Genomic DNA, 19,935 nt, shown 5'->3' with positions numbered 1-19,935 from the left:
AAAACGAGAGAATTCGAGGCCGCAGTTACGGAGTTTTCGACGCTTGTGAGACCGTCGACGCCTACTCGAGCGTGCCCTGGCTGACGAGGGTGTCGTCCTCCAGGTAGTGCTCGATGTGGTGGCCGTGCTCCTCGACGCCTTCGAGGATCTCGCGGAGCTGCTCCTCGGTGGTGTAGTCGCCGAGGTTGTTGGCGAGCTGGATGTGCTCGCGGAGCTGCTCGATGATGTCGCCGAAGATCTCCAGGTCGTTCTCCAGCGAGGTGCGGATGTCGTAGGCGTCGGCGTCCTCGGGGCTCACCGGCGCGTGCTCCTCGTAGTTCGCGCCGCCCGAGAGCGGCACGCCGCCGAGCGCCTGCGCGCGCTCGGCGATCACGTCGGCACCTTCTTCGAGGTCCGCGGCGACCTCGCCGAGGTACTCGTGGATGTCGTGGAACTCGGCGCCCTCGACGAGCCAGTGGTGCTTTTTCACCTGGTGGTAGAGGACGTACGTCGCCGCGAGATCGGAGTTGAGCGCGTCGACGAGCTGCTCGGCCTTCTCCTCGGGGATGCGCAGCGCTTCGCTCTCGTGGACGTCGCCGTACCGTTGACGGGCTTCTTTCTGGGTGCTCATGTCTGTCTACACGTACGCGCGCGAGGTACTTAATAGCTCGTAATTTGGTAAGAGAAATTCTATATATCGAAAATATATTTGTTAGTATTCGATATCGGCCGGTACCGTCATCGACTCCGCCCGCGAAGGGAAACGTCTTAATGGATTACGCGCGCAGTTTATGGTGTATGAGCAACGGCGACGACGACCCGGCCGACGCCTCCGAGGGGGCCGACGCCGCGGACGACGCGGAGGAGGCGGGCGGCGCCGGCGAGTCGACGGACGCGGCCGCCGCGCCCACGCTTCCCGACGAAGCGACCGAGGAGTCCTTAACAGAGTACCTCGACGAGATCGCGGACCGCCTCGACAGCGCCGAGACCGAGGCGGACCTCGACGACATCGACGCGCTCCTCGACGACGCCGAAGAGGGGGTCGCCGAGGCGGACCTCCCCGAACCGGACGAGGACGACGAGGACGCCGACGACCCGCGCGGCGACCTCGAAGACCGGATCGCGGAGCTCCGCGACGGCGTCGAAGAAGCTCGGGGCCCCTACGCCGAGGACGTGGTCGACGCGATCGAGGCGGCCGTATCGACGCTCGAAGATACCGAGTGGACCGCTGACGGGCGCGACGACGCCGCCGACGCGGTCGACGCCTTCGTCGAGGAGGCGTCCGAGTCGGTCGCGGTCGACGCGTTCCCCGAACACGAGAGCCTCGACGACCTCGTCGCGGCGCTCGACGCCGTCGCCGAGGCGGTCGCGGACGCCGGTCTCGACCCCGACGACGACGCCGAGACGATCGCGGCGCTGCTCGACGCGACCGACGGACTCGAGGCGGGCCTCGACGACGCCGAGGAGTGGGACGACCTCGAAACGCACGAGCAGCTCCGCGCGCAGGAGTACTACGACGTGCTCGGCCACTACAAGGACTTCCCGGTCGAGTGGGCCGCGCTGAAGGAGCACGAGAAGCGCGGCAACGTCGACATGATCCTGCTCGCGCTCGACTCGCTGCAGTCCGACTTCATGGAGCGCCACTGCCTCGAGGCGTTCGAACGCATGGGCAAACGCGGGAAGACCGAGGCGTCGGTCGAGGAGCTGCTCGGTCGCGCCGAGAAGCGTAATCAACCGGCCATCCGGATCCTCGGCAAGATGGCGGCAGACGAGGCGACCGAGACCCTCGTGGAGTACGTCCCGGAGGACTCGAACCCGCAGCTCCAGAAAGTCGTGTTCAAGGCGCTCGGCGAGATCGGCGCCGCAGAGGCGGTCCAGCCGCTCGCGAACCAGCTCGACCCCGAGGGCGACACGGAGGACCTCGTGCGTCCCCACGCCGCCCGCGCGCTCGGGCTCATCGGCGACACGCGCGCGATCGACCCCCTCACCGACGCGCTCGCCGAGGACGACTCCGACGACGTGCGCGCGGCCGCCGGGTGGGCGCTCCGCCAGATCGGCACCCGAGAGGCGCTCGAAGCGGTCGCCGAGTACGGCGACGAGCACTCCTTCATCGTCTCCACTGAGGCCGAAAAGGCCGAGCGCGCGCTCGACGAGACGGCGCCGACGGCCTGATTACGACGCGAATTCGGACGACTCTTTTTGTCGGATGGCGCGGGCAGACCCCGCGTGTCGTCGACCGCGACGCGTTCCGAAGGTGCCGCCCCGTTCGGTAGTGTCGCCGCCGTCGTTGCCGGCGCGCTCCTCCTCGTCGCCCTGACGCTCACCGCGCCGGCCGCGGTCGCCGCCGATCCCGAAGCGGGGATCGGCGAGAGCGCCGACGCCGTCGCTCGCCGGGAGGTGGCGTTCGCGTAGCGGCGTCTGAAGAAACTGGTCGCGAGACCGCGGTTCAGTCGTCGATCGCGGCCGTCGACGAGAGCGCCTCGTCGATCTCCGCTTCGGCCATCTTCTCGACGAGCGTCTCGATGACGGCGCTCCGACGGCCCTTCACGAACTTGATCGAGCCGACGACGAGGTGACCGCCGCCGGAGACGCCCGCCTCGGGGAGCTCCTCGTTCAGCTCGGTCACCATGTTCGGGATGTCGAGCCGGACGCCGTCCGACCGGAGCACGCAGAAGTCCGGCCCGTAGCCGATGGTGATGACCGGGTCGCCCGTCTCCTGCACACGGGTGTCGTGGAGCTCGCCGGTCGTCTTCCCGGGCGCGGGGTAGGTGAACCGGTGGGCGTACTCGTCGAGGTCGATGCGGTAGAGGTGCGCGCCGGAAGCGAGCCGCTCGTGTTCGACGTGGTCGTCGACGGCGTCGAGCTGGCGCTGCACGTCGCGGTCGGCCCGCTCGGAGAGGAATTCGACCAGCTCCTCGTGACGGTCTTCGTCCTCGCAGCCCACGTTGAGGGCGTCGTTGACGAGGGTCTTTCCCTCGGAGTAGCGCAGCCAGTGGGCGGCGTAGTCGAGCGCCTCGCCGATGTCGAGCAGGTCGGACTCGTCGTAGCCGGCGTCCTCGGCGAGCGCGACGTAGTCGTCCATCGCCTCCGCCTTCGAGCGGTCGGAGAGCCCGGCGACGGCCGGGACGTGCTCCAGTTCCTCCGTGATCGACGGATCGATGAGTCGGGCGAGCTCGACGCACATCATTCCCGTCGTGATCCGGTAGTCCTCGTCGTGGAGGTAGGGGTTGACGTGGGCGTCGAGCAGCGGCTCGACCGCCTCGGGGTCTGGGTGGTGGTGGTCGACGGCCGCGATGGGGATGTCGTAGTGCGCGAGGTTCTCGTAGGCGGGCACGTCCTCCTCGGTCGAGCCGTTGTCGAGCATGAGGAGGAAGGGGAGCTTCTGGCCGTGGCGGGCTCGGCCCTCTAAGGCGAAGTTCAGGTCGCGGGTCACGTCCTCCATCTCGTAGTACGGCGCCTTGCTCGGGAGCCGCTTGAACAGGTGTCGGGCCGCGTCGGGGTCTTCGTGGACCTCCTGAACGAAGTTCTCCAAGGCGAGCTGGACGGGGATCGCGGCGCACATCCCGTCGCCGTCGGCATGGTGTCGGACGCGAAGCGGACGGCCGGAGAGCACGGTCCGGCGGAGCAGCCGGGCGAGCTCACGGAGGTCGTCGTGGATCGGCTCGAACGCCTCCCACTCGACGAGGGGGTCGACGTCGGCGGGCTCGGCGCGCTCGTCGAGGGCCGCCTCGAAGCGGTCGCGGGCCTCGGCCGCGCGCTCCTCGGGGAGCCGCTTCAGCGAGTCAACCTCCAACTGGAGGGCGTTCTCGCGGGTCTCGACCGTGCCGCCGACGTGGACCATGTCGCCGACCTCGACCTCCGGGTACGCCCGGACGCCCGCCTCTTCGAAGGCGGCACAGGAGACGACGCCGGAGGCGTCCGCGACGGCGAAGATCGTCGGGCCGCCCGTCTGTTTCGCCTGCACGACCTCCCCTTCCACGGTGACCTCGTCGCCGGGCGCGAGCCCGCGGACGCGGGAGACGGTCGGTTCGTGGGCGACCGTCTCCGTGCGGTAGTCGTCGAGGTCCTCGTCGTCGAACGCCACGTCGCCGTTCTCCTTCACCTCGGTCAGCCGGACGACCAGCCGGTCGCCGACGGCGTAGGCGCCGTCGAGGTTCGACTCGTGGACGAGCCCCGAGAGGGCGTCCGAGACGTCGACGAAGATCCCGTAGTCGACGACGCCGTTGACCTCGGCGTGGTACAGCGCGTCGACCTCGGCGTCTTCGAGGGTGCAGTCCGGTGCCAGATCGTAGACGGTCGGCCGGTCGTCGGCCGCCCCCTCCGCCGCGTCGGCGTCGAGTTCGGGGCTCGAATCGCCCCGCATGCCGGGATCCCCGGCGGTGTTCTCGCTCATGAATACTCATCGGGAAGGACCGGTGTTAAGCCTGTTCTCTCGTGTCTCCGCCGCCGTCGAGGGAGCGAATTCGGCCAGACTGGGGACGGTCGGACCCGAGCGCCCCGCGGTCCGGAATCCATATGGGGCGACGGGCCCTCCCGTCGCCTATGCGACTGTTCCGCTCGGACGAGCTCCTCGGGATCGCCCGGGAGACCATGGAGTTCGTCCTCGAGGCGAGCGAGGAGAGCCACCCCGACGAGTACATGGGGTTCCTCCGCGCGGACGACGCCCGGAAGCTCGACCTCGACCGAGACGGGCAGGTGATCACCGACGTGCTCGTGATTCCCGGCACGGAGTCGAATCCGACGAGCGCCAGCGTCCGTACCCACATGAAGCCGAACGACATGCGTGCTGTCGGCTCGGTCCACTCGCATCCGAACGGCGCGCTCCGACCGAGCGACGCCGACCTCGCGACGTTCGGACAGGGACGGGTCCACATCATCGTCGGCGCGCCCTACGGGTGGGGCGACTGGAAGGCGTTCGACAACGAGGGGAACCAGACGACTCTCGACGTGCTCGACGTGGAGGTCCCCGACGAGCACTTCTTCGACTTCACGCAGGAGGACATCGACCGCGAGATCGGCGAGGAGCGACGGGACGGCGGCGGCTTCCTCTCGTGGTTCCGATGACGCGGGTCGTCGCGCAGGGGACCTTCGACCTGCTCCACCCCGGCCACGTCCACTACCTGGAGGACGCCGCGGCGTACGGCGACGAGCTTCACGCCATCGTCGCCCGCCGCACCAACGTCACGCACAAGCCGGCGCCGATCCTCTGTGCCGAGCAGCGCCGCGACATGGTCGCCGCGCTCGACGCCGTCGACGAGGCCCACCTCGGCCATCCGGAGGACGTGTTCGTCCCCATCGAGCGCCTCGATCCCGACGTGATCGTGTTGGGGTTCGATCAGCACCACGACGAGGCCGACATCGCCGACGCGCTCGCCGAGCGCGGGATCGACTGTCGGGTCGAGCGCGCCTCGGCCCGCGATCCCCGGTACGAGGACGAACTCCTCTCCAGCGGCGACATCGTCGACCGGATCGTCGAGCGCCGGGGATCCGACCGCGACGACGCCCGCGACGGACGGCGGTAGCGGCCGTACTCCCGGCGGCGAACGCGAGCGATACGCCGAAGCGCGGAACCTATATGGGTCGGTTCCCAAGACCGACCACGTGACGATACCCGACCGATTCCCCGCGGTTCTCGCGGCGGCGGCGATGGGCGTGTACCTCGTCGTCGTCGTCGGCGCGACCACCTCCCTCACGGAGGCGGCGACGGCCTGCGGCGGCTGGCCCGCCTGCGGGAACGGCGCCGAGCTCCCCACCCAGACCGCCGGGTGGGTGGCGCTCGGCCACCGACTACTCGCCGTCGTCGTCGGAATTCTCGTCGCCCTCTCCGCCGCCCTCGCGTGGATCGACGGCGCGAGCCGCCGGATCCGGGCTGCGCTCACCGCCGCGCTGCTCGTGTACCCGGCGCAGGCCGGCGTGGGCGCGCTCGTCGCTGTCGGCGGGCTCCCGACCGCCCTCGGTCCGGTCCACCTCGTCCTCGGTGTGGCCATCTTCGCGGCCGTGCTCGCCGGGCTCGCGTGGTGGCTGGAGGCCGAGACCGGCGATCCGAACGACGCGCCGGTCGACTTCGAACCGGGAACCGACGACCTCCCGCCGATCGAGGATGCGCCCGATCCGGACGTGCCGACCGCGACGGTCCCCCGATTGCGGGCGACCGCCGCGGCGTACTTCCGGCTGATGAAGCCGCGGCTGATGTGGCTGCTCTGTCTGGTCGCCGCCGCCGCGATGGCGCTGGCCGGCGGTCCCGGGTTCACGCCGTACGCCGTCGGAGCGACCCTCGTCGGCGGGGCGCTCTCGATCGGCGCCTCCGGCACGTTCAACCACGTGCTCGAACGCGACGTGGACAAGCGGATGCAGCGCACGAACGACCGCCCGCTGGCGACCGACCTCGTGCCGGTGTCCCACGCGCTCGCGTTCGGCGGGCTCCTCACGCTCGTCTCGGTCGGCCTGTTCTGGACGGTTAATTTCCTGACGGCGGCGCTCGGACTGATCGCGATCGGCTTCTACAGCGTCGTGTACACGCTCATCCTGAAGCCGAACACGGTGCAAAACACCGTGATCGGCGGGGCCGCCGGCGCGCTCCCTGCCCTCATCGGCTGGGCCGCGGTGACCGGCGAAATCGGCGGCGGCGGGCTGTTGCTCGCTCTGGTCATCTTCCTGTGGACGCCGGCACACTTCTACAACCTCGCGCTGGCCTACAAGGACGACTACGAGCGCGGCGGCTTCCCGATGATGCCCGTGGTCCGCGGGGAGACGACGACGCGCCGGCACATCGTCTGGTACCTCGGCGCGACGCTCGTCGCGGCGGTCGCGCTCGCGGCGGTCTCCGAGCCGCTCGGCGCGCTCTACGCGGTCGTGGGCGTCGCCGTCGGCGCCGTGTTCCTCTGGACCGTCGTCCGACTCCACTACGAGCGTACCGAGGCCGCGGCGTTCCGGGCGTTCCACGCGTCGAACGCCTACCTCGGTCTCCTGCTGTTCGCGGTCGTCCTCGACGCGCTCGTTGTCTGAACGCGCGGCCCGGGAGAGAGGCTCGGACGGACGCCCGTTTTAACACCGCTCGCACCCTACACCCTCCCGTATGACCCGCATCGAGATCGAGTACTGCGTCCCGTGCGGCATGTTGAATCGCGCTCAAGACGTCTCGGAGGCGGTCCTCAAGCAGTTCGGCGAGGGGATCGACGAGGTCGCGTTGGTAACCGGCGACGCCGGCGTGTTCGTCGTGCGCGCCGACGGCGATGTCGTCTTCGACAAGACGGAAGACGAGTACGACGTGGACGCCATCGTGCGCGCGGTCAAGCCGTACGTCGGCGCGACGGCGTGACGGCGACGCCCTCGCAGTCGCCTCCTTCCGCTACTCGTCTTTATAAACGGCTCGCGCGGAGTTCGACACCACGAGGAGGCTGCTCGTCGCCATCGCGACCGCGGCGAACAGGGGGTTGAGGACCCCGGAGACCGCCATCGGGATCGCGACCGCGTTGTAGACGAACGCCCACCCGAGGTTCTGTTTGAGCCGGCGGTTCGTCCCGCGGGTGACCGCGAACAGCTCCGGGATCGCCGAGAGGCGATCCTCCAGCAGGACGGCGTCGGCGGCGTCGGCGGCCAGATCGGTCCCGCTGGCGACGGAGATCCCGATGTCGGCCGCCGCGAGCGCGGGCGCGTCGTTGCTCCCGTCGCCGACCATCGCGACGCGCTCGGTCGCGGTCAGGCGCCGGACCGTCTCGGCCTTCGCCTCCGGCGGAACCCCCGCGAACACCTCGTCGATCGCGGGATGTTCCTCGAACTGCCGGGCCGCGGCCGGCGAGTCGCCCGTGAGCAGGACGACCCGACGCCCGTCCGCCGCGAGCTCCTCGACGACCGCCTCCCAGCCGTCGCGCACCTCGTCGCCGACGATGAGCACTCCCCTAACGCCCCCGTCCCAGCCGACGTACGCGGGGACGCGACCGGCTTCGCGGGCTTTCGTACCGACCGCGTCGAGCGATTCGGGCACGGTCCACGCGTCGCCCTCGAACAGCGACCGGTGACCGACGACGACCTCGTCGCCGTCGATCCGACCGGAGACGCCCCTGTCCGTGACCGTCACGTCCGCGGCGGCGGGCGACGGTGCGGCGGCGACACCGCCATCAGTCGCCGCGGTCCGACGGTCAGCGGCCTCGCCGGGTTCGGTCTCCCCGCCACGCACCCCCGCGACGATCGCCTCGGCGATCGGGTGGGCCGAGGCGCGCTCCAACGCGGCGGCCCGCGTCCGAACGGTCTCCGGGTCCGCCCCGTCGGTCTCGGTGCCGAGCAGTCGCATCTCCCCGTCCGTGAGCGTCCCGGTCTTGTCGAGCACGACCGTGTCGACGTCGGCGGCCTCCTCGAAGACGGCGTCGGAGACGATCACGATCCCCCGCCGGGCCGCGTCGCGGATCCCGGCCGCGACGGCGAGCGGAGACGCGAGCCCGAGCGCGCACGGACACGAGACGATGAGCACCGTGAGCGCGACGAGCGCCGCCTCCGTGGGTGGGGCGCCGAGCGCGAGCGTCGCGCCGGCCGCGAGGACCGCGACGGCGACGACGAGGGGAACGAACACCGTCGCCAGTTTGTCGACGAGCCGCTGGATCCCCGACCGCGAGCTCTGGATCTCCCAGAGCAGCCGCACGAGCGTGTCGAGGGTACTCTCGGCGTCTTCGCCCACCTCGACGACCACCGGGGCGTCCGTGACGACGGTTCCGCCGCGGACCGGGTCACCCTCGCGTTTCGTCGCCGGGAGCGACTCGCCGGTGACTAAGGCCTCGTCGACCGCGGCGGTCCCCTCGACGACGGTCCCGTCGAACGGGACGCGCTCGCCGGGGCGCACGAGCAGGCGATCGCCCGGGTCCACCGCGTCGGGCGCAATCGTCTCGCCCGCCTCGGTCCGGATCTCCCGATCCGTCGCGGTCGTCAGCGCCGAGAGGGCGCCGGTCGCGCGCCGCTTGATCAGCGACTCGTAGTGGTTGCCGGCGGTGACCACCAGAATGACCGCGATCGTCACGTCGAAGTAGAGGTCGGTCCGGCCGAGGAACATCGCGAGGGTGCTGTACGCGTACGAGCTCACCGCCGCGAGCGACACCAAGAGATCCATGTTCGGCTGTCGCGCGCGGAGGCTCACGTAGGCGCCCCGCAGGATCGGGTATCCGGTGTAGAACAGAACGATGGAGGCGAACACCCAGATCTGCGTGAACAGGTACAACCCCGAGATCCCGCCCAGATCGAGGAACGGCTCGTAGCCGAAGTAGGTGGGGTACAGGAAGACGACGTACCACAGCATCGCCATCATCCCGAAGAAGCCGCCGCCGATCAGGAACCGGACGACCGCGTCGTCGTCCTCGGCGTCCGGATCCGCCCGGTGGCTCGCGGAGTACCCGGCGACCGAGAGCCGCTCGGGGAGTTCGTCGGCGCCGACGGCGTCGGGGTCGTAGTCGACCCGGATCGTGTCCGTGGCGTAGCTCGCCTCCGCGGCCGCGACGCCGGGCTGTTCGCCCGCCGTCATCTCCAGGAACGACTCGCAGGTCGCGCAGTGCATGCCGTCGACGTGGAGGAACGTCGTCTCGCCGTCGAACTCGTCGTCCGGCTCCGCGTCCGGTCGCCGCTCCTCGACATCGTCGAGCCCGTCGAGCCCCTCCGCGTCGCCGAGCGACCGCGCGACGGCGAGACAACCCCGACAGCAGAACTCGCCGTCGACGTCCGGGGCCGTATGGGGGTCGTCCCCGGTCGGCAGGTCACAGAGTGTACAGGGTGGCATGTGTGTTCGCTTCCGGGGCCGGTCCGCGGCCGAAATCGACGCGTCGTAACCGCGGGGTTCCGCTGCTTCGACGCCTGTTCCGGGCGACTACGCGTGTTCGTGGTCCGCCGCATCGCCGCCGCCGATCCCCGGCATGCTTCCGCCGGTCGCGATCCGGAGGCTCGCCCAGATGAGCAGCACGTTCACCAGCGTGATCGCGACGTAGATCTCCGCTCGGTCCGCGATGAACACCGCCGCGGGGACGAGCCCGCCGAGCACGAGAAGTACGGCCTGTTGAAGCGAGAAGTTCATGCCGTGACCAAGGGCTGGCCGGACATATATAACACCCGTGTTTTCAGGGTCCGAGAACGGGTAGACGTTATATGGTTCCTTGTCGATAACGCAACCCATGGGCCGGAACGAGACCGCACACGCGCCCGCGGACGACGTGAGCGGTGACACAGAGGAGTTCGATCCGATCGGGACGCTCACGCTCATCGGGATCTACTTCACGATCCTGGTGCTGTCGTGGGTGTACATCTACTACATCGAGTTCCTCGGCCGCGATCTGGTCGTCGTGGGGTGATCACGAGATGCATATTCACGCATACGAAAAACTGTGGCTCGCGGCATCGGTGCTCCTGATACTGCTCCTCCTCGGTTCCGTCACGTACGGCGCCGTCGGTCCCGGCGTCGCGATGGTCAGCGACAGCGAGCAGCCAGTCGATGCTACCGCGCTCGACGAGGACGAGCGGTTCTCGGAGCCCCGTGTCGAACAGGTCGGCGAGAACGAGTACGCGGCGTACGTCGTCGCCTTCCAGTTCGGGTTCCAGCCGGACCCGATCGTGATACCGGAAGACAGCACGGTGACGTTCTACGTCACCTCCCGAGACGTGATCCACGGCTTCGAGGTCGCCGGAACGAACGCCAACACGATGGTCGTCCCCGGCGAAGTCTCGGAGATCACCGTCGAAACGGACGAGCCGACGGAGTACGGGCTCATCTGTAACGAGTACTGCGGCGCCGGCCACCACGTAATGGAGGGGAAGGTGAACGTCGTCAGTCAGGCGGAGTACGAGAATCAAACGAGCGGGGGTGACGGCGAATGAGCGAGGCCATCGAGGGCGATCGGACCTTCGTCGATAAGTTCCCCGAAGAGGCGCGTATCGTTCGCGCCGCCTTGCTCAGTTCCTTCCTCGCGCTGGTGATCGGGGCGGTTCTCGGGATCATCCAGACACTTCACCGGACCGACGTGGCGCGGATCATTCCGTCGACCGACTACTACACCGTGTTGACCGCCCACGGCGTGTTCATGGTGATCAGCTTCACCATCTTCTTCCTCGTGGGACTGTTCACGTGGGCGGTGACCCGAAGCCTTGACCGGCCGCTTATCGACATCCGGATCACGTGGACGTGGTACGCGATCATGGCTGTCGGGATGACGATGACCGGCGTGTCGATCCTCGCCGGATTCACCGACGCGATCGACATGAGCGCGGACGTACTCTTCACGTTCTACGCGCCGCTGCAGGCGCACCCGATGTTCTACGCGGGACTCGCCGTCTTCATCGTCGGGTCGTGGATCGCCGGCGCCGACTACTTCCGGACGTGGCTCGCGTGGAAGCGCGAGAACCCCGGCGAGCGGATCCCGCTGCAGACGTTCATGGTGTTGATGACGATGGCGATGTGGTACATCGCGTCGTCCGCCGTGGCGGCGTCGGTGCTCATCTTCCTGCTGCCGTGGTCGCTCGGGCTGATCGATCAGGTCAACCCGACGCTGACCCGGACGCTGTTCTGGTTCTTCGGCCACCCGGTGGTGTACTTCTGGCTGATGCCGGCGTACCTGCTGTGGTACACCGTCCTGCCGAAGATCGCCGGCGGGCGGCTGTTCAGCGACCCGCTCGCCCGCGTCGTGTTCGTCCTCTTCCTCCTCCTATCGACCCCGGTCGGGATCCACCACCAGTACCTCGATCCGGGGATCGCGGAGGGGTTCAAGTTCATCTCGATGACGAACACGATGTTCCTGCTGTTGCCGAGCCTGCTCACCGCGTTCACGGTCGTGGCGAGCGTCGAGTACGGCGCCCGTCAGCGCGGCGGGACCGGGCTCCTCGGCTGGCTCACCGACCTCCCGTGGCGGAAACCCGAGTTCACCGGGATGATGCTCGCGGGGCTGATGTTCGCCGCCGGCGGCTTCTCCGGGATGGTGAACGCCGGGATGAACATCAACTACATGATCCACAACACGATCTGGGTCCCGGGCCACTTCCACCTCACCGTGGGGACCGCGGTCGCGCTCACGTTCATGGCCGCCACCTACTGGATCTGGCCACAGATCTCCAACAAGCCGATCTACAGCCGGGCGGTCGGGCTGTTCCAAGTCGTGCTCTGGTTTATCGGCATGGCGCTGATGTCGAACGCGATGCACGCGCAGGGGATCATGGGCGTTCCGCGCCGGACTGCCGAACCCGAGTACTCCGGGTTCGAGTACGCGACGATGTTCGGCGGGTACGAGGAGCTCAACATTCAGATCGCGATCGGCGGGACGCTGCTGTTCGTCTCGACGATCCTCTTCATCGGGAACCTCGTGCTCACGATGGGGAACCCGAAGGTTTCCGGGCTCGCGGAGACGCTGCCCCCGGCGCTGTCCGGGCCCGACGACGCGCCGCGCGTGCTCGACAACCTCCGGCTGTGGGTCGCCATCGCGGTCACGCTCGTGGTCCTCGCGTACGCGCTCCCGCTGGCGGCGATCATCAACCGCGGCGGACTGCTCGGTCCCGGCGTCGGCACGTATCCGGTGTGGCTCGCGCCCGGGCTCGACGCGCTCGCGAACGCGGCGACGCCGCCCCTCGCCGGCGACGCGTGGGCCTCGCTCGTCGAGGTGGTTCGATGACCGTCGACGTGACCCGCGGCGGACTCCTCGTGACGCTCGCGATCGTCGGCGTGATCGTCTACGAGCTCCGGACGGTGCTCGACTTCGTCGGCATCGAGCTGCCGCTGATCCCGTACATGGCCGGTGTCTTGATCCTCGCCGGCCTCGCGGTGTGGTTCGTCACGCTCAAGGGCGGCTGGCGGACCGATCCCGACGGCGACGAGCCGGCGTAGCGACGGCGATACCGTCGGCTCCGGCGACCGGAGCGTTTTCGATTTCGTCGGAGCGTCGATGACCCCGACGGTTATCCCGACGTAGCGCCAGATACCCCCCATGAACGAAACGCGCGTCGCGGTTCGGTGTGGCGACTGCTCGTTCGCGGCGACGTACGACCGACTTCGCGACGCCCGGACCGCCGTGGACGACCACGAGTCGACCACCGGCCACGCTGTCGACTGGGACATCGAGTCGCTCGACGCGGGCGTCTCGCAGGCCGGCGCCGACGCCGGCGTCTGCGGCCGCCCCGAGTGCGTGAACGAGGACTCCCCCCTCGTCGATCCGGGGCCGCCGGAGCCGGAACGAGAGCCGTAGTCGAAGCTGGACTCACGCCCGGGTCGTGGTTCCGAACGGGGCCGGAACGGGAGGCGGAGAGACGGCCGGGGTCGAACCACACGGCTTTTTGATCGTCCGGGGTGTCCGCGGGAGCATGACGACATCGACCGATCGGCTCACCTTCGGCGTGCTCGGAACCGCGGGAATCGCGCGGAAAGCGGTCGTTCCGGCGATCGCGGCGAGCGACCACGCGGTCGGCGCGGTCGCGTCCCGGGACGGCGAGCGCGCGAAGCGGTTCGCCGAGGCACACGGGATTCCGCGGAGCCACGGCTCCTACGAGGCGCTGCTCGAAGACGACGGGCTCGACGCGGTGTACATCCCGCTCCCGAACGGGCTCCACGCCGAGTGGGCGACCCGGGCGGCCGACGCCGGGCTCCACGTGCTCTGTGAGAAGCCCCTCGCGGGCGACGCGGCGGAGGCGCAGACGGTGACCGACCACTGCGCGGACCGAGGCGTCACCCTGATGGAGGGGTTCATGTACCGGTACCACCCGCGCACCGAGCGCGTCCTCGAACTGGCGGAACGAGCGTTAGACGACGTGCGCACCGTGACCTCGACGTTTCGATTCCCGCTGTACGACCGGCCGAACGACGTGCGGCTGGACCCCGACCTCGCCGGCGGGTCGCTGATGGACGTTGGGTGTTACCCGGTCTCGCTCGTCAGGACCGTCCTCGGCGAGCCGGACCGGACGTACGCTCACACGCACGACACCCGCGACGCCGGCGTCGACACGGAGCTCGCGGGCGTGCTGGAGTACGGCGACGGCCGGTCGGCGCGCGTCGCCTGCGGCTTCGACACGCAGCTGGTCCAGCGCTACCGGGTCGACGCGACCAACGGCTGGATCGAGGTCGAGCGCGCGTTCGACGCGCCCACCGACGAACCGGTGGAGCTGACCTACGAGATCGGCGGCCGGCGCGGCGTCGAGACGTTCGAGCCCGTCGACCAGTACCGGTTGCAGGTGGAACACTTCGCAGACCGCGTCGACGACGGTGCTCGTCCACTGACCGACGGGGCGGAGGCCGTCGCGAACATGCGCGTTATCGACGCCCTGTACGAGAGCGCCGACGGAAGCGGCTCGGTCGCCGTCGAGTAGTGGAGGGAGGGCGAACCCGAAGCGCGCGAGCCGCGCCACTTGACGCGTCGCGGTCGACGAACGATTTCGGGGGAGACAGCGCGTCCACGCGAAGCGACGCGGATCGCTGTCGCTCAGTGGGGGCAGTCCGATAAAGAAAACCGCACGGGGTCGGCCCGCGAGGGCCGGTAGCTAGCGAGCGTGAGGCGTCGAAGCCGCGTTACTCGTGACGCCGCGTAGCGAGGAGCGCAGCCGCGATGAGGGCGACGAGGGCGACGAGCGCGCCGAAGCCGGGCGTGCCGTCGGAGGAGTCGCCGTCACCGCCGTCGGAGCCGTTCTCTCCGTCGGACCCGTCGTCACCGTCGGCAGAGCCGTCGTCGGTGCCGTCGGAGCCGTCATCGCCGTCGTCGGTGCCATCGGAGCCGTCTTCTCCGTCTTCTCCGTCGGACCCGTCTTCGCCGTCCTCACCGTCGGACCCGTCTTCGATTTCCTCGACGAGGACCGCGTCTTCGCTCGCGATGGAGCTGCCGGCGAGCCGGAGGGTCACCGTCGCGGTGTCGCCAGCGGCCTGCCCGCTGAAGTCGAACTCGGCCGAGAACTCGCCGTCCTCGGTGATCTCGGTGTCAGTCGTCTCGACGAACGAGGGCGAGACGCCATCACTCGAGCGGACGCGAACGCTCGCGTCCGAGCCGGGCGCGATGTTGGTCTCACCGGAGACCGTCGCGTCCTCGGCGATCTCGATCTGGACCTCGTCGTCCTCGTTCATGTTGTCGAACGAGGCGTCGCGGTCTTCGAACGTGAACTCGGCCGAGGCGGACTGCGTGTTGTCCGCACCGGCACCGAAGTACGGGTACGCGTCGTCGGTCGAGTCGCCGCCCGCGCTCCCGTACGGTTGGTCGTAGTCGTTGTTCGAACCGCCGAACGCGAACCGCTCGTCCGCGTCGGCTTCGTACTCGAGGCTGGCCGTGAACTCCGTGCCGTCCTCGATCGCGTCGAAGGTGTCGCCGTTGCTGGTGTCGACGACCACGAACAGCTGTCCGTTCTCGCTGTCGACGAGCACGAAGACCTCGTCCGACTCCGCGTCTTCGAGGTTGATCGACGTGGCGTCCTGATTGCCCGTCGCGTCATCGGCCTCGACCTCGAACGTCACGCCCTCGCCGGGCGCCTCGTTGAGCTGATAGAGGGCGTCGCCGTCGAAGCCCTCATCGAGCGCGGTGAAGTCCGACCCGGAGCCGTAGAGCAACTGGCCGTAGATCCCGGTGGCCTCGGCCTGAATCACCAGTCGGTCATCGATCGTGACGTCCGAGCGCTCCGTCACCGTGTCGAGGAGCGCGTCGAGGTCCTCGGTCTCGTCCGCGGCGTTCTCGGGCGCGACCCACGTCTGGACGCTCTCGACGCCGGGTTGTGTCAGTTCGAGCGTCGCCAGTCCGATCTCGTTGTCGGCTTCGGACGCGTCGTCGTCGTTGACGACGAACACGTTGTTCCCGTTCACGGTCAGGTCGTAGGTCGTCGCCTGAAGCGGTCGGGTGAGCTGCGTGTCCGCGTCGTCGTCGGCGTCGTCGATCAGGTCGAGCTCGGACAGGTACTGCTCGAAGTCGTCGTCGCCGGCCAGGTCGTCGCCGTCCTCGTCCTGGAAGTCGACGTCGGCGTCGGCGTTCCCGTGAACCGAGCTCTCGACGACGTCGTCCTCGGAGTAGTAGACGTCGTCTTCGGCGCTCGTGCCGACGGATCCGAGTGTCCGGGTGTTGACCTGGAAGGTTACTTCGCCGTCGTCGTTGTCGTCCTCGATGTAGAGGATATCGACGAAGCCAGAGTCCTCGCTACCGAACTGGACGAACGCATCGTCCGTGTCTTCGAGTTCGATCGTCACTTCGGCGACGTCACCGGCGGTCTGCGTGTAGATGCTATCGCCGAAGTCGGCACCAGCATCCCGTTCAGTCACGGTGATATCTGCGGTCGTCTCAGCGTCGGTGTCGACGGACTCGAAGGTGAACGTGTAGTCGCCGTCGTCGATGTCCGTGAAGTCGATCTGATGCTCGCCGTCGTTAAAGCCAACAATGGCGACCTTCTGGTTGGCGTCCTCCTCACCGGAGGCGTAGCGCACAACGTTGAAGTCACCGTTCGCGTCGTCGACGGCGCTCCCGTCCTCGACGTCGTCGTAGATCACGGGAGTCGCGTCGTCATATGAATCGACACCGGAGTCGGTGGTGTCAACGAGAATGTCGTACAGTTCCTCATCGTTGAGGTCGTCGTCAGCGCTTACGTTGAGGTTGTAGCCTCCTCGGTTCGACTCGATATCGAGGTCGGTCTGCGCGTTCGTGCCCGCGTCGGTCACCTCGTCGTCGTCGAACTCGGCGTCGAGCGACTGGGACGTGACCTCGAAGGTGTCGTCCTGATCCGGGGTCGACGGGAGGTCGCCCGCGCCCTGGAGGTAGTAGTTGCCGTCGTCGAAGCTGCCCGTGTCGACTTCGACCGCGAGGCCGTTCGAGCCGGTCTCGTCGACCACGGCCTGCGGGTATCCGGCGTCGGCGGCGTCCTCGATGGTCAGTTCCTCGATGAACGAACTGGACTGGACGGTACCGCTGTCAAAGCTGTCGACCTCGCGCAGATCGACCGTATCACCTTCCGAGGCGGAATCGAGGTCGCTTCCGACCAGATAGACGTCCTGTCCCTGGAAGACGAGGCTCGCCTCGTTCCCGTTGGCGCGGAGGTACGCGTTCGTGTACGACGACGTCTGGGAGAACCCGGAGTCGTCGAGGTGTGATGCGTCAGCGCTGTCGATTGTAGGGGCGTCTCCACCGGCGGGCGCCGCAGCGGCGGGTGCGGCCGCGAAGCCGACCGCCACCATGGAGACAACCGTGATCGCCGCGAAGAAGACCGCGCTGGCCTTCCGTCGAGTTGTGTCGTTGTGTATCATGGGGGTACACTCGTCCCGCGGACTCAGCGTCTCCGGGCCGGCCGTCTCTCGATCCGTCCGTTTCTCGATCCGTAACCGCGGTACCGAGGGCGGGCGTGGCGCGGGGGGTCCCTGAATCCGCCGGCGACGAGTGGGTGGCTAACAAGTGATTAGAATAACATATATACTTTGTGTGGTTGACAGTTTGAACACCTGAATATTCGGACAGGAGAGTCCCCGAGACAGCGGAACACGATCGGCAGTATGCGACTGCGTGTAACTAATCGGGTGAACGACTCCGTCGATCGCGAGTGTCATCGTTACCGCGATAGCCGTCGCTAGGCGGTCGAGGCGTCGCGCGATAAAGAAAACCGCAAGGGGTCGGCCCGCGAGGGCCGATAGTTAGCGAGTGTGGTGAATCGCTGCTGCGTTACTCGTTCCGCCGCGTCGCGAGGAGCGCAGCCGCGATGAGGGCGACGAGTGCGACGAGCGCACCGAAGCCGGGCGTGCCGTCTTCGGATTCGCCGTCACCGCCGTCTTCGCCGTCGGAACCGTCGTCGGATCCGTCCTCACCGTCGGTGTCTTCGCCGTCCTCACCGTCGGTGTCTTCGCCGTCCTCACCGTCGGTGTCTTCACCGTCCTCACCGTCGGTGTCTTCACCGTCCTCACCGTCATCTTCGCCGTCCTCACCGTCTTCCTCTTCGACTTCCTCAATGAGGACCGCGTCGGAGTCCGAGATGGAGCTCCCGGCGACCCGGAAGTTCACCGTCGCAGTGTCGTCGACGGACTGACCGCTGAAGTCGAACTCGGCCGAGAACTCGCCGTCCTCAGTGATGTTCGCGTCAGTGGTCTCGACGAACGAGGGCGAGACGTCCTGCGCGGAGCGGACGCGAATACTCGCGTCCGAACCGGGCGCGACGTTGGTCGTACCGGAGATTGTCGCGTCCTCGGCGACCTCAATCTCGACCTCATCGTTATCGTTCACGTTGTTGAACGTAGCTTCACGGTCGGCGAGGGTGAACTCAGTCGAGGCGGACTGCGTGTTATCCTCACCAGCCTGGAAGTACGGGAACGCGTCGGCGGTCGTGTCACCTGCACCACCGTACGGTTCTTCGCCATTGAACTCGTACCGGTTGTCTTCGTCTGCCTCGTACTCGAGTTCGGCCGTGAAGTCCGTACCGTCCTCAAGCGAGCTGCTGAAGACATCGCTGTTACTCGTGTCGGCAACGACGTACATCTCGCCGGCGTCATTGTCGACGAGCACGAAGACCTCGTTGGTCTCCATGTCTTCGAGGTTGAGCGACGTCGGCTCTTGGTTACCCGTCGCGTCGTCGGCCTCAACTTCGAACGTCACTCCCTCACCGAGCACGTTGTTGAGCTGGTAGAGAGCGTGACCACTGAAGCCATCGTCCAGCGCTTCGAAGTCCGAGTCATCATCGTCTCCACTAGCCTGGTAGGCCATCTGGCCGTAGATACCGCTGGCTTCGGCCTGGATGACGAGCCGGTCGTCGATTGCGATGTCCTCGCGCTGCGACACGCTGTCGAGGAGGTCTTCGAGGTTGTCATCCTCGTCAGCGTTGTCACCGGACGCCGACCACGTTTGGATGTTCTGCACACCGGGCGGCGTCAGGTCGACAGTTGCGAGACCGATCTCGTCGTCGAGTTCGGACTCCTCGTCATCGTTCACGATGAACACGTTGTTCCCGTTCGCTGCCATGTCGTAGTCGGTCGCCTGGAGCGGCCGGGTGAGCGTCGTGTTCGGATCGTAGTCAGGGTCGTCGATCAGGTCGAGCTCGTACAGGTACTGCTCGAAGTCGTTGTCATTGGGTAGGTCGCCGCCGTCCTCATTCTGGAACTCGATGTCGTCGTCGGCATCGCCGTGAACTGAGCTCTCGACGATGTCGTCTTCAGAGTTGTAGACGGCGTCCTCTGCATCGGTGCCAACGGCCCCGAGCGTCCGGGTATTGATCTCGAAGGTCACTTCGTCGTCATCGTCGTCGTCCTCAACGCGGATAATGTCGACGAAGCCAGCGTCCTCACTACCGAACTGGACGTACGATTCATCAGCGTCTTCGAGTTCGACGGTGACTTCGACGATGTCACCGGCGGTCTGTGTGTAGACGCTCTGACCGAACGCAGCACTCGAGTCCTGCTCGGTGACCGAGATACTGGCGGTGTCCGAAGCCTCGGTCTCGGTGGCGTTCAGCTCGAAGTCGTAGTCATCGGAATCAATGTCCGTGAAGTTCGTCTCGTACTCACGGTCATCGATGTTGTACAGAAGGATCTTCTCATCTGCGTCTTCCTCACCGGAGTCGTAGAGACCGACCTTGAAGTTACCAGAGTAATCTCCACCGGTGGGATTACCATCGGCATCAACGGTGTAGTCGTCGGTGTTTTTCGCGGTGTTATAATCACGAGCACCGTCGTTGAAGATGTCGTACAGTTCCTCGTCGTCGAGGTCACCGTCTGCACTCACGTTGAGCGTGTAGCTTCCTCGGTTCGAGGAAATGTCGAAGTCGGTCAGAGCGTTGGAACCCTCGTCAGTGACTTCATCATCATCGAACTCGGTACTGAGACTCTGGGTGCGCACCTCGAAGGTGTCGTCCAGCATCGGTGTCCGGTTCAGCTGGCCGTCTCCGGCGACGAAGTAGTCATCGGCGTCGAGATCTTCGGTATCGTAAGAGATCTCGCCATCGCTGGGGATAACGTCCTCAACGAACTGGCTGTTCGTGACCTGACCATCATTGGTCTCAGTCACACGCCGGATCTGG

The 19,935-nt window shown here is 67.3% G+C and carries 18 protein-coding genes; 12 read left to right on the top strand and 6 right to left on the bottom strand.

The genetic code is table 11. The features are described 5' to 3' along the window. Positions 1-61: 61 nt before the first annotated feature. Positions 62-610, bottom strand: a complete 549-nt coding sequence (gene dpsA, locus ACP96_RS13115) for a DNA starvation/stationary phase protection protein DpsA (RefSeq protein ID WP_050033632.1) — start codon at positions 608-610, stop codon at positions 62-64. A gap of 167 nt (positions 611-777) precedes the next feature. Between dpsA and ACP96_RS13110 the strand changes: the two genes are divergently transcribed. Both ACP96_RS13110 and ACP96_RS13105 read left to right on the top strand, forming a co-directional pair. Continuing rightward, on the top strand, positions 778-2,151 hold the full coding sequence (locus tag ACP96_RS13110) for a HEAT repeat domain-containing protein (RefSeq protein ID WP_050033631.1): 1,374 nt from the start codon (positions 778-780) through the stop codon (positions 2,149-2,151). Between the two features lie 54 nt (positions 2,152-2,205). Next, positions 2,206-2,391, top strand: a complete 186-nt coding sequence (locus ACP96_RS13105; RefSeq protein WP_050033630.1) for a hypothetical protein — start codon at positions 2,206-2,208, stop codon at positions 2,389-2,391. 34 nt (positions 2,392-2,425) lie between these two features. On the opposite strand, the gene ACP96_RS13100 is transcribed toward ACP96_RS13105, so the two are convergent. Next, on the bottom strand, positions 2,426-4,372 hold the full coding sequence (locus ACP96_RS13100) for a DHH family phosphoesterase (protein ID WP_050033629.1): 1,947 nt from the start codon (positions 4,370-4,372) through the stop codon (positions 2,426-2,428). Between the two features lie 149 nt (positions 4,373-4,521). On the opposite strand from ACP96_RS13100, the gene ACP96_RS13095 reads away from it, so the two are divergent. From ACP96_RS13095 to ACP96_RS13080, 4 genes are all read left to right on the top strand, one after another. Next, complete coding sequence (locus tag ACP96_RS13095) at positions 4,522-5,043, top strand: Mov34/MPN/PAD-1 family protein (RefSeq protein ID WP_050026215.1); 522 nt, start codon at positions 4,522-4,524, stop codon at positions 5,041-5,043. Next, entirely contained in the window at positions 5,040-5,501 is a 462-nt protein-coding gene (locus tag ACP96_RS13090) for an adenylyltransferase/cytidyltransferase family protein (RefSeq protein ID WP_050033628.1), read from the top strand. Before ACP96_RS13095 ends, ACP96_RS13090 begins: the two co-directional genes overlap by 4 nt. Positions 5,502-5,580: 79 nt before the next feature. After that, entirely contained in the window at positions 5,581-6,984 is a 1,404-nt protein-coding gene (locus ACP96_RS13085; RefSeq protein WP_050033627.1) for a heme o synthase, read from the top strand. A 70-nt stretch (positions 6,985-7,054) separates the two neighbouring features. Next, a complete protein-coding gene (locus ACP96_RS13080) occupies positions 7,055-7,297 on the top strand; it encodes a SelT/SelW/SelH family protein (RefSeq protein WP_050026221.1) in 243 nt (80 codons plus the stop codon). Positions 7,298-7,327: 30 nt separating this feature from the next. Here the strand turns inward: ACP96_RS13080 and ACP96_RS13075 are convergent, their stop codons facing one another. Both ACP96_RS13075 and ACP96_RS13070 read right to left on the bottom strand, forming a co-directional pair. After that, positions 7,328-9,736 carry a heavy metal translocating P-type ATPase gene (locus ACP96_RS13075; protein ID WP_050033626.1) on the bottom strand — a complete coding sequence of 803 codons (2,409 nt, stop codon included), beginning with the start codon at positions 9,734-9,736 and terminating at the stop codon, positions 7,328-7,330. Positions 9,737-9,823: 87 nt separating this feature from the next. Next, a complete protein-coding gene (locus ACP96_RS13070; protein ID WP_050033625.1) occupies positions 9,824-10,027 on the bottom strand; it encodes a hypothetical protein in 204 nt (67 codons plus the stop codon). Between the two features lie 97 nt (positions 10,028-10,124). Between ACP96_RS13070 and ACP96_RS19315 the strand changes: the two genes are divergently transcribed. From ACP96_RS19315 to ACP96_RS13045, 6 genes are all read left to right on the top strand, one after another. Next, a complete protein-coding gene (locus tag ACP96_RS19315) occupies positions 10,125-10,301 on the top strand; it encodes a hypothetical protein (RefSeq protein WP_202593953.1) in 177 nt (58 codons plus the stop codon). Between the two features lie 7 nt (positions 10,302-10,308). Next, on the top strand, positions 10,309-10,824 hold the full coding sequence (locus tag ACP96_RS13065; protein ID WP_050033624.1) for a cytochrome c oxidase subunit II: 516 nt from the start codon (positions 10,309-10,311) through the stop codon (positions 10,822-10,824). Beyond that, entirely contained in the window at positions 10,821-12,605 is a 1,785-nt protein-coding gene (locus tag ACP96_RS13060) for a b(o/a)3-type cytochrome-c oxidase subunit 1 (protein ID WP_050033623.1), read from the top strand. Before ACP96_RS13065 ends, ACP96_RS13060 begins: the two co-directional genes overlap by 4 nt. Beyond that, positions 12,602-12,817 (top strand): hypothetical protein, encoded by a 216-nt coding sequence (locus ACP96_RS13055; RefSeq protein ID WP_050033622.1) that lies wholly within the window; start codon positions 12,602-12,604, stop codon positions 12,815-12,817. The genes ACP96_RS13060 and ACP96_RS13055 overlap by 4 nt, the downstream gene beginning before the upstream one ends. A gap of 100 nt (positions 12,818-12,917) precedes the next feature. After that, positions 12,918-13,175 carry a DUF7542 family protein gene (locus ACP96_RS13050; protein WP_050033621.1) on the top strand — a complete coding sequence of 86 codons (258 nt, stop codon included), beginning with the start codon at positions 12,918-12,920 and terminating at the stop codon, positions 13,173-13,175. A 115-nt stretch (positions 13,176-13,290) separates the two neighbouring features. Next, a complete protein-coding gene (locus ACP96_RS13045) occupies positions 13,291-14,289 on the top strand; it encodes a Gfo/Idh/MocA family protein (RefSeq protein WP_050033620.1) in 999 nt (332 codons plus the stop codon). 199 nt (positions 14,290-14,488) lie between these two features. On the opposite strand, the gene ACP96_RS13040 is transcribed toward ACP96_RS13045, so the two are convergent. Together ACP96_RS13040 and ACP96_RS13035 are read right to left on the bottom strand one after the other, a co-directional pair. Further along, on the bottom strand, positions 14,489-17,185 hold the full coding sequence (locus ACP96_RS13040) for a BGTF surface domain-containing protein (protein ID WP_082222543.1): 2,697 nt from the start codon (positions 17,183-17,185) through the stop codon (positions 14,489-14,491). A 409-nt stretch (positions 17,186-17,594) separates the two neighbouring features. Next, the gene (locus ACP96_RS13035) at positions 17,595-19,922 is read right to left on the bottom strand and encodes a BGTF surface domain-containing protein (protein ID WP_050033618.1); all 2,328 of its coding nucleotides are present in this window, start codon (positions 19,920-19,922) and stop codon (positions 17,595-17,597) included. Positions 19,923-19,935 lie beyond the last annotated feature (13 nt).

It is taken from the genome of Halorubrum halophilum, from assembly GCF_000739595.1.
GTDB classification, from domain to species: Archaea; Halobacteriota; Halobacteria; order Halobacteriales; family Haloferacaceae; genus Halorubrum; species Halorubrum halophilum.
The sequence above is the reverse complement of the archived record's forward strand: the minus strand, read 5'-3'. Positions and strand labels throughout refer to the sequence as shown.

Bases quoted from the DNA above. Each gene is read 5' to 3' on its own strand.
- ACP96_RS13040 (WP_082222543.1), bottom strand. From the start codon at position 17,185: ATGATACACAACGACACAACTCGACGGAAGGCCAGCGCGGTCTTCTTC.
- ACP96_RS13100 (WP_050033629.1), bottom strand. From the start codon at position 4,372: ATGAGCGAGAACACCGCCGGGGATCCCGGCATGCGGGGCGATTCGAGC.
- ACP96_RS13070 (WP_050033625.1), bottom strand. From the start codon at position 10,027: ATGAACTTCTCGCTTCAACAGGCCGTACTTCTCGTGCTCGGCGGGCTC.
- ACP96_RS19315 (WP_202593953.1), top strand. From the start codon at position 10,125: ATGGGCCGGAACGAGACCGCACACGCGCCCGCGGACGACGTGAGCGGT.
- ACP96_RS13075 (WP_050033626.1), bottom strand. From the start codon at position 9,736: ATGCCACCCTGTACACTCTGTGACCTGCCGACCGGGGACGACCCCCAT.
- ACP96_RS13045 (WP_050033620.1), top strand. From the start codon at position 13,291: ATGACGACATCGACCGATCGGCTCACCTTCGGCGTGCTCGGAACCGCG.
- ACP96_RS13110 (WP_050033631.1), top strand. From the start codon at position 778: ATGAGCAACGGCGACGACGACCCGGCCGACGCCTCCGAGGGGGCCGAC.
- dpsA (WP_050033632.1), bottom strand. From the start codon at position 610: ATGAGCACCCAGAAAGAAGCCCGTCAACGGTACGGCGACGTCCACGAG.
- ACP96_RS13060 (WP_050033623.1), top strand. From the start codon at position 10,821: ATGAGCGAGGCCATCGAGGGCGATCGGACCTTCGTCGATAAGTTCCCC.
- ACP96_RS13090 (WP_050033628.1), top strand. From the start codon at position 5,040: ATGACGCGGGTCGTCGCGCAGGGGACCTTCGACCTGCTCCACCCCGGC.
- ACP96_RS13080 (WP_050026221.1), top strand. From the start codon at position 7,055: ATGACCCGCATCGAGATCGAGTACTGCGTCCCGTGCGGCATGTTGAAT.
- ACP96_RS13050 (WP_050033621.1), top strand. From the start codon at position 12,918: ATGAACGAAACGCGCGTCGCGGTTCGGTGTGGCGACTGCTCGTTCGCG.
- ACP96_RS13065 (WP_050033624.1), top strand. From the start codon at position 10,309: ATGCATATTCACGCATACGAAAAACTGTGGCTCGCGGCATCGGTGCTC.
- ACP96_RS13055 (WP_050033622.1), top strand. From the start codon at position 12,602: ATGACCGTCGACGTGACCCGCGGCGGACTCCTCGTGACGCTCGCGATC.
- ACP96_RS13095 (WP_050026215.1), top strand. From the start codon at position 4,522: ATGCGACTGTTCCGCTCGGACGAGCTCCTCGGGATCGCCCGGGAGACC.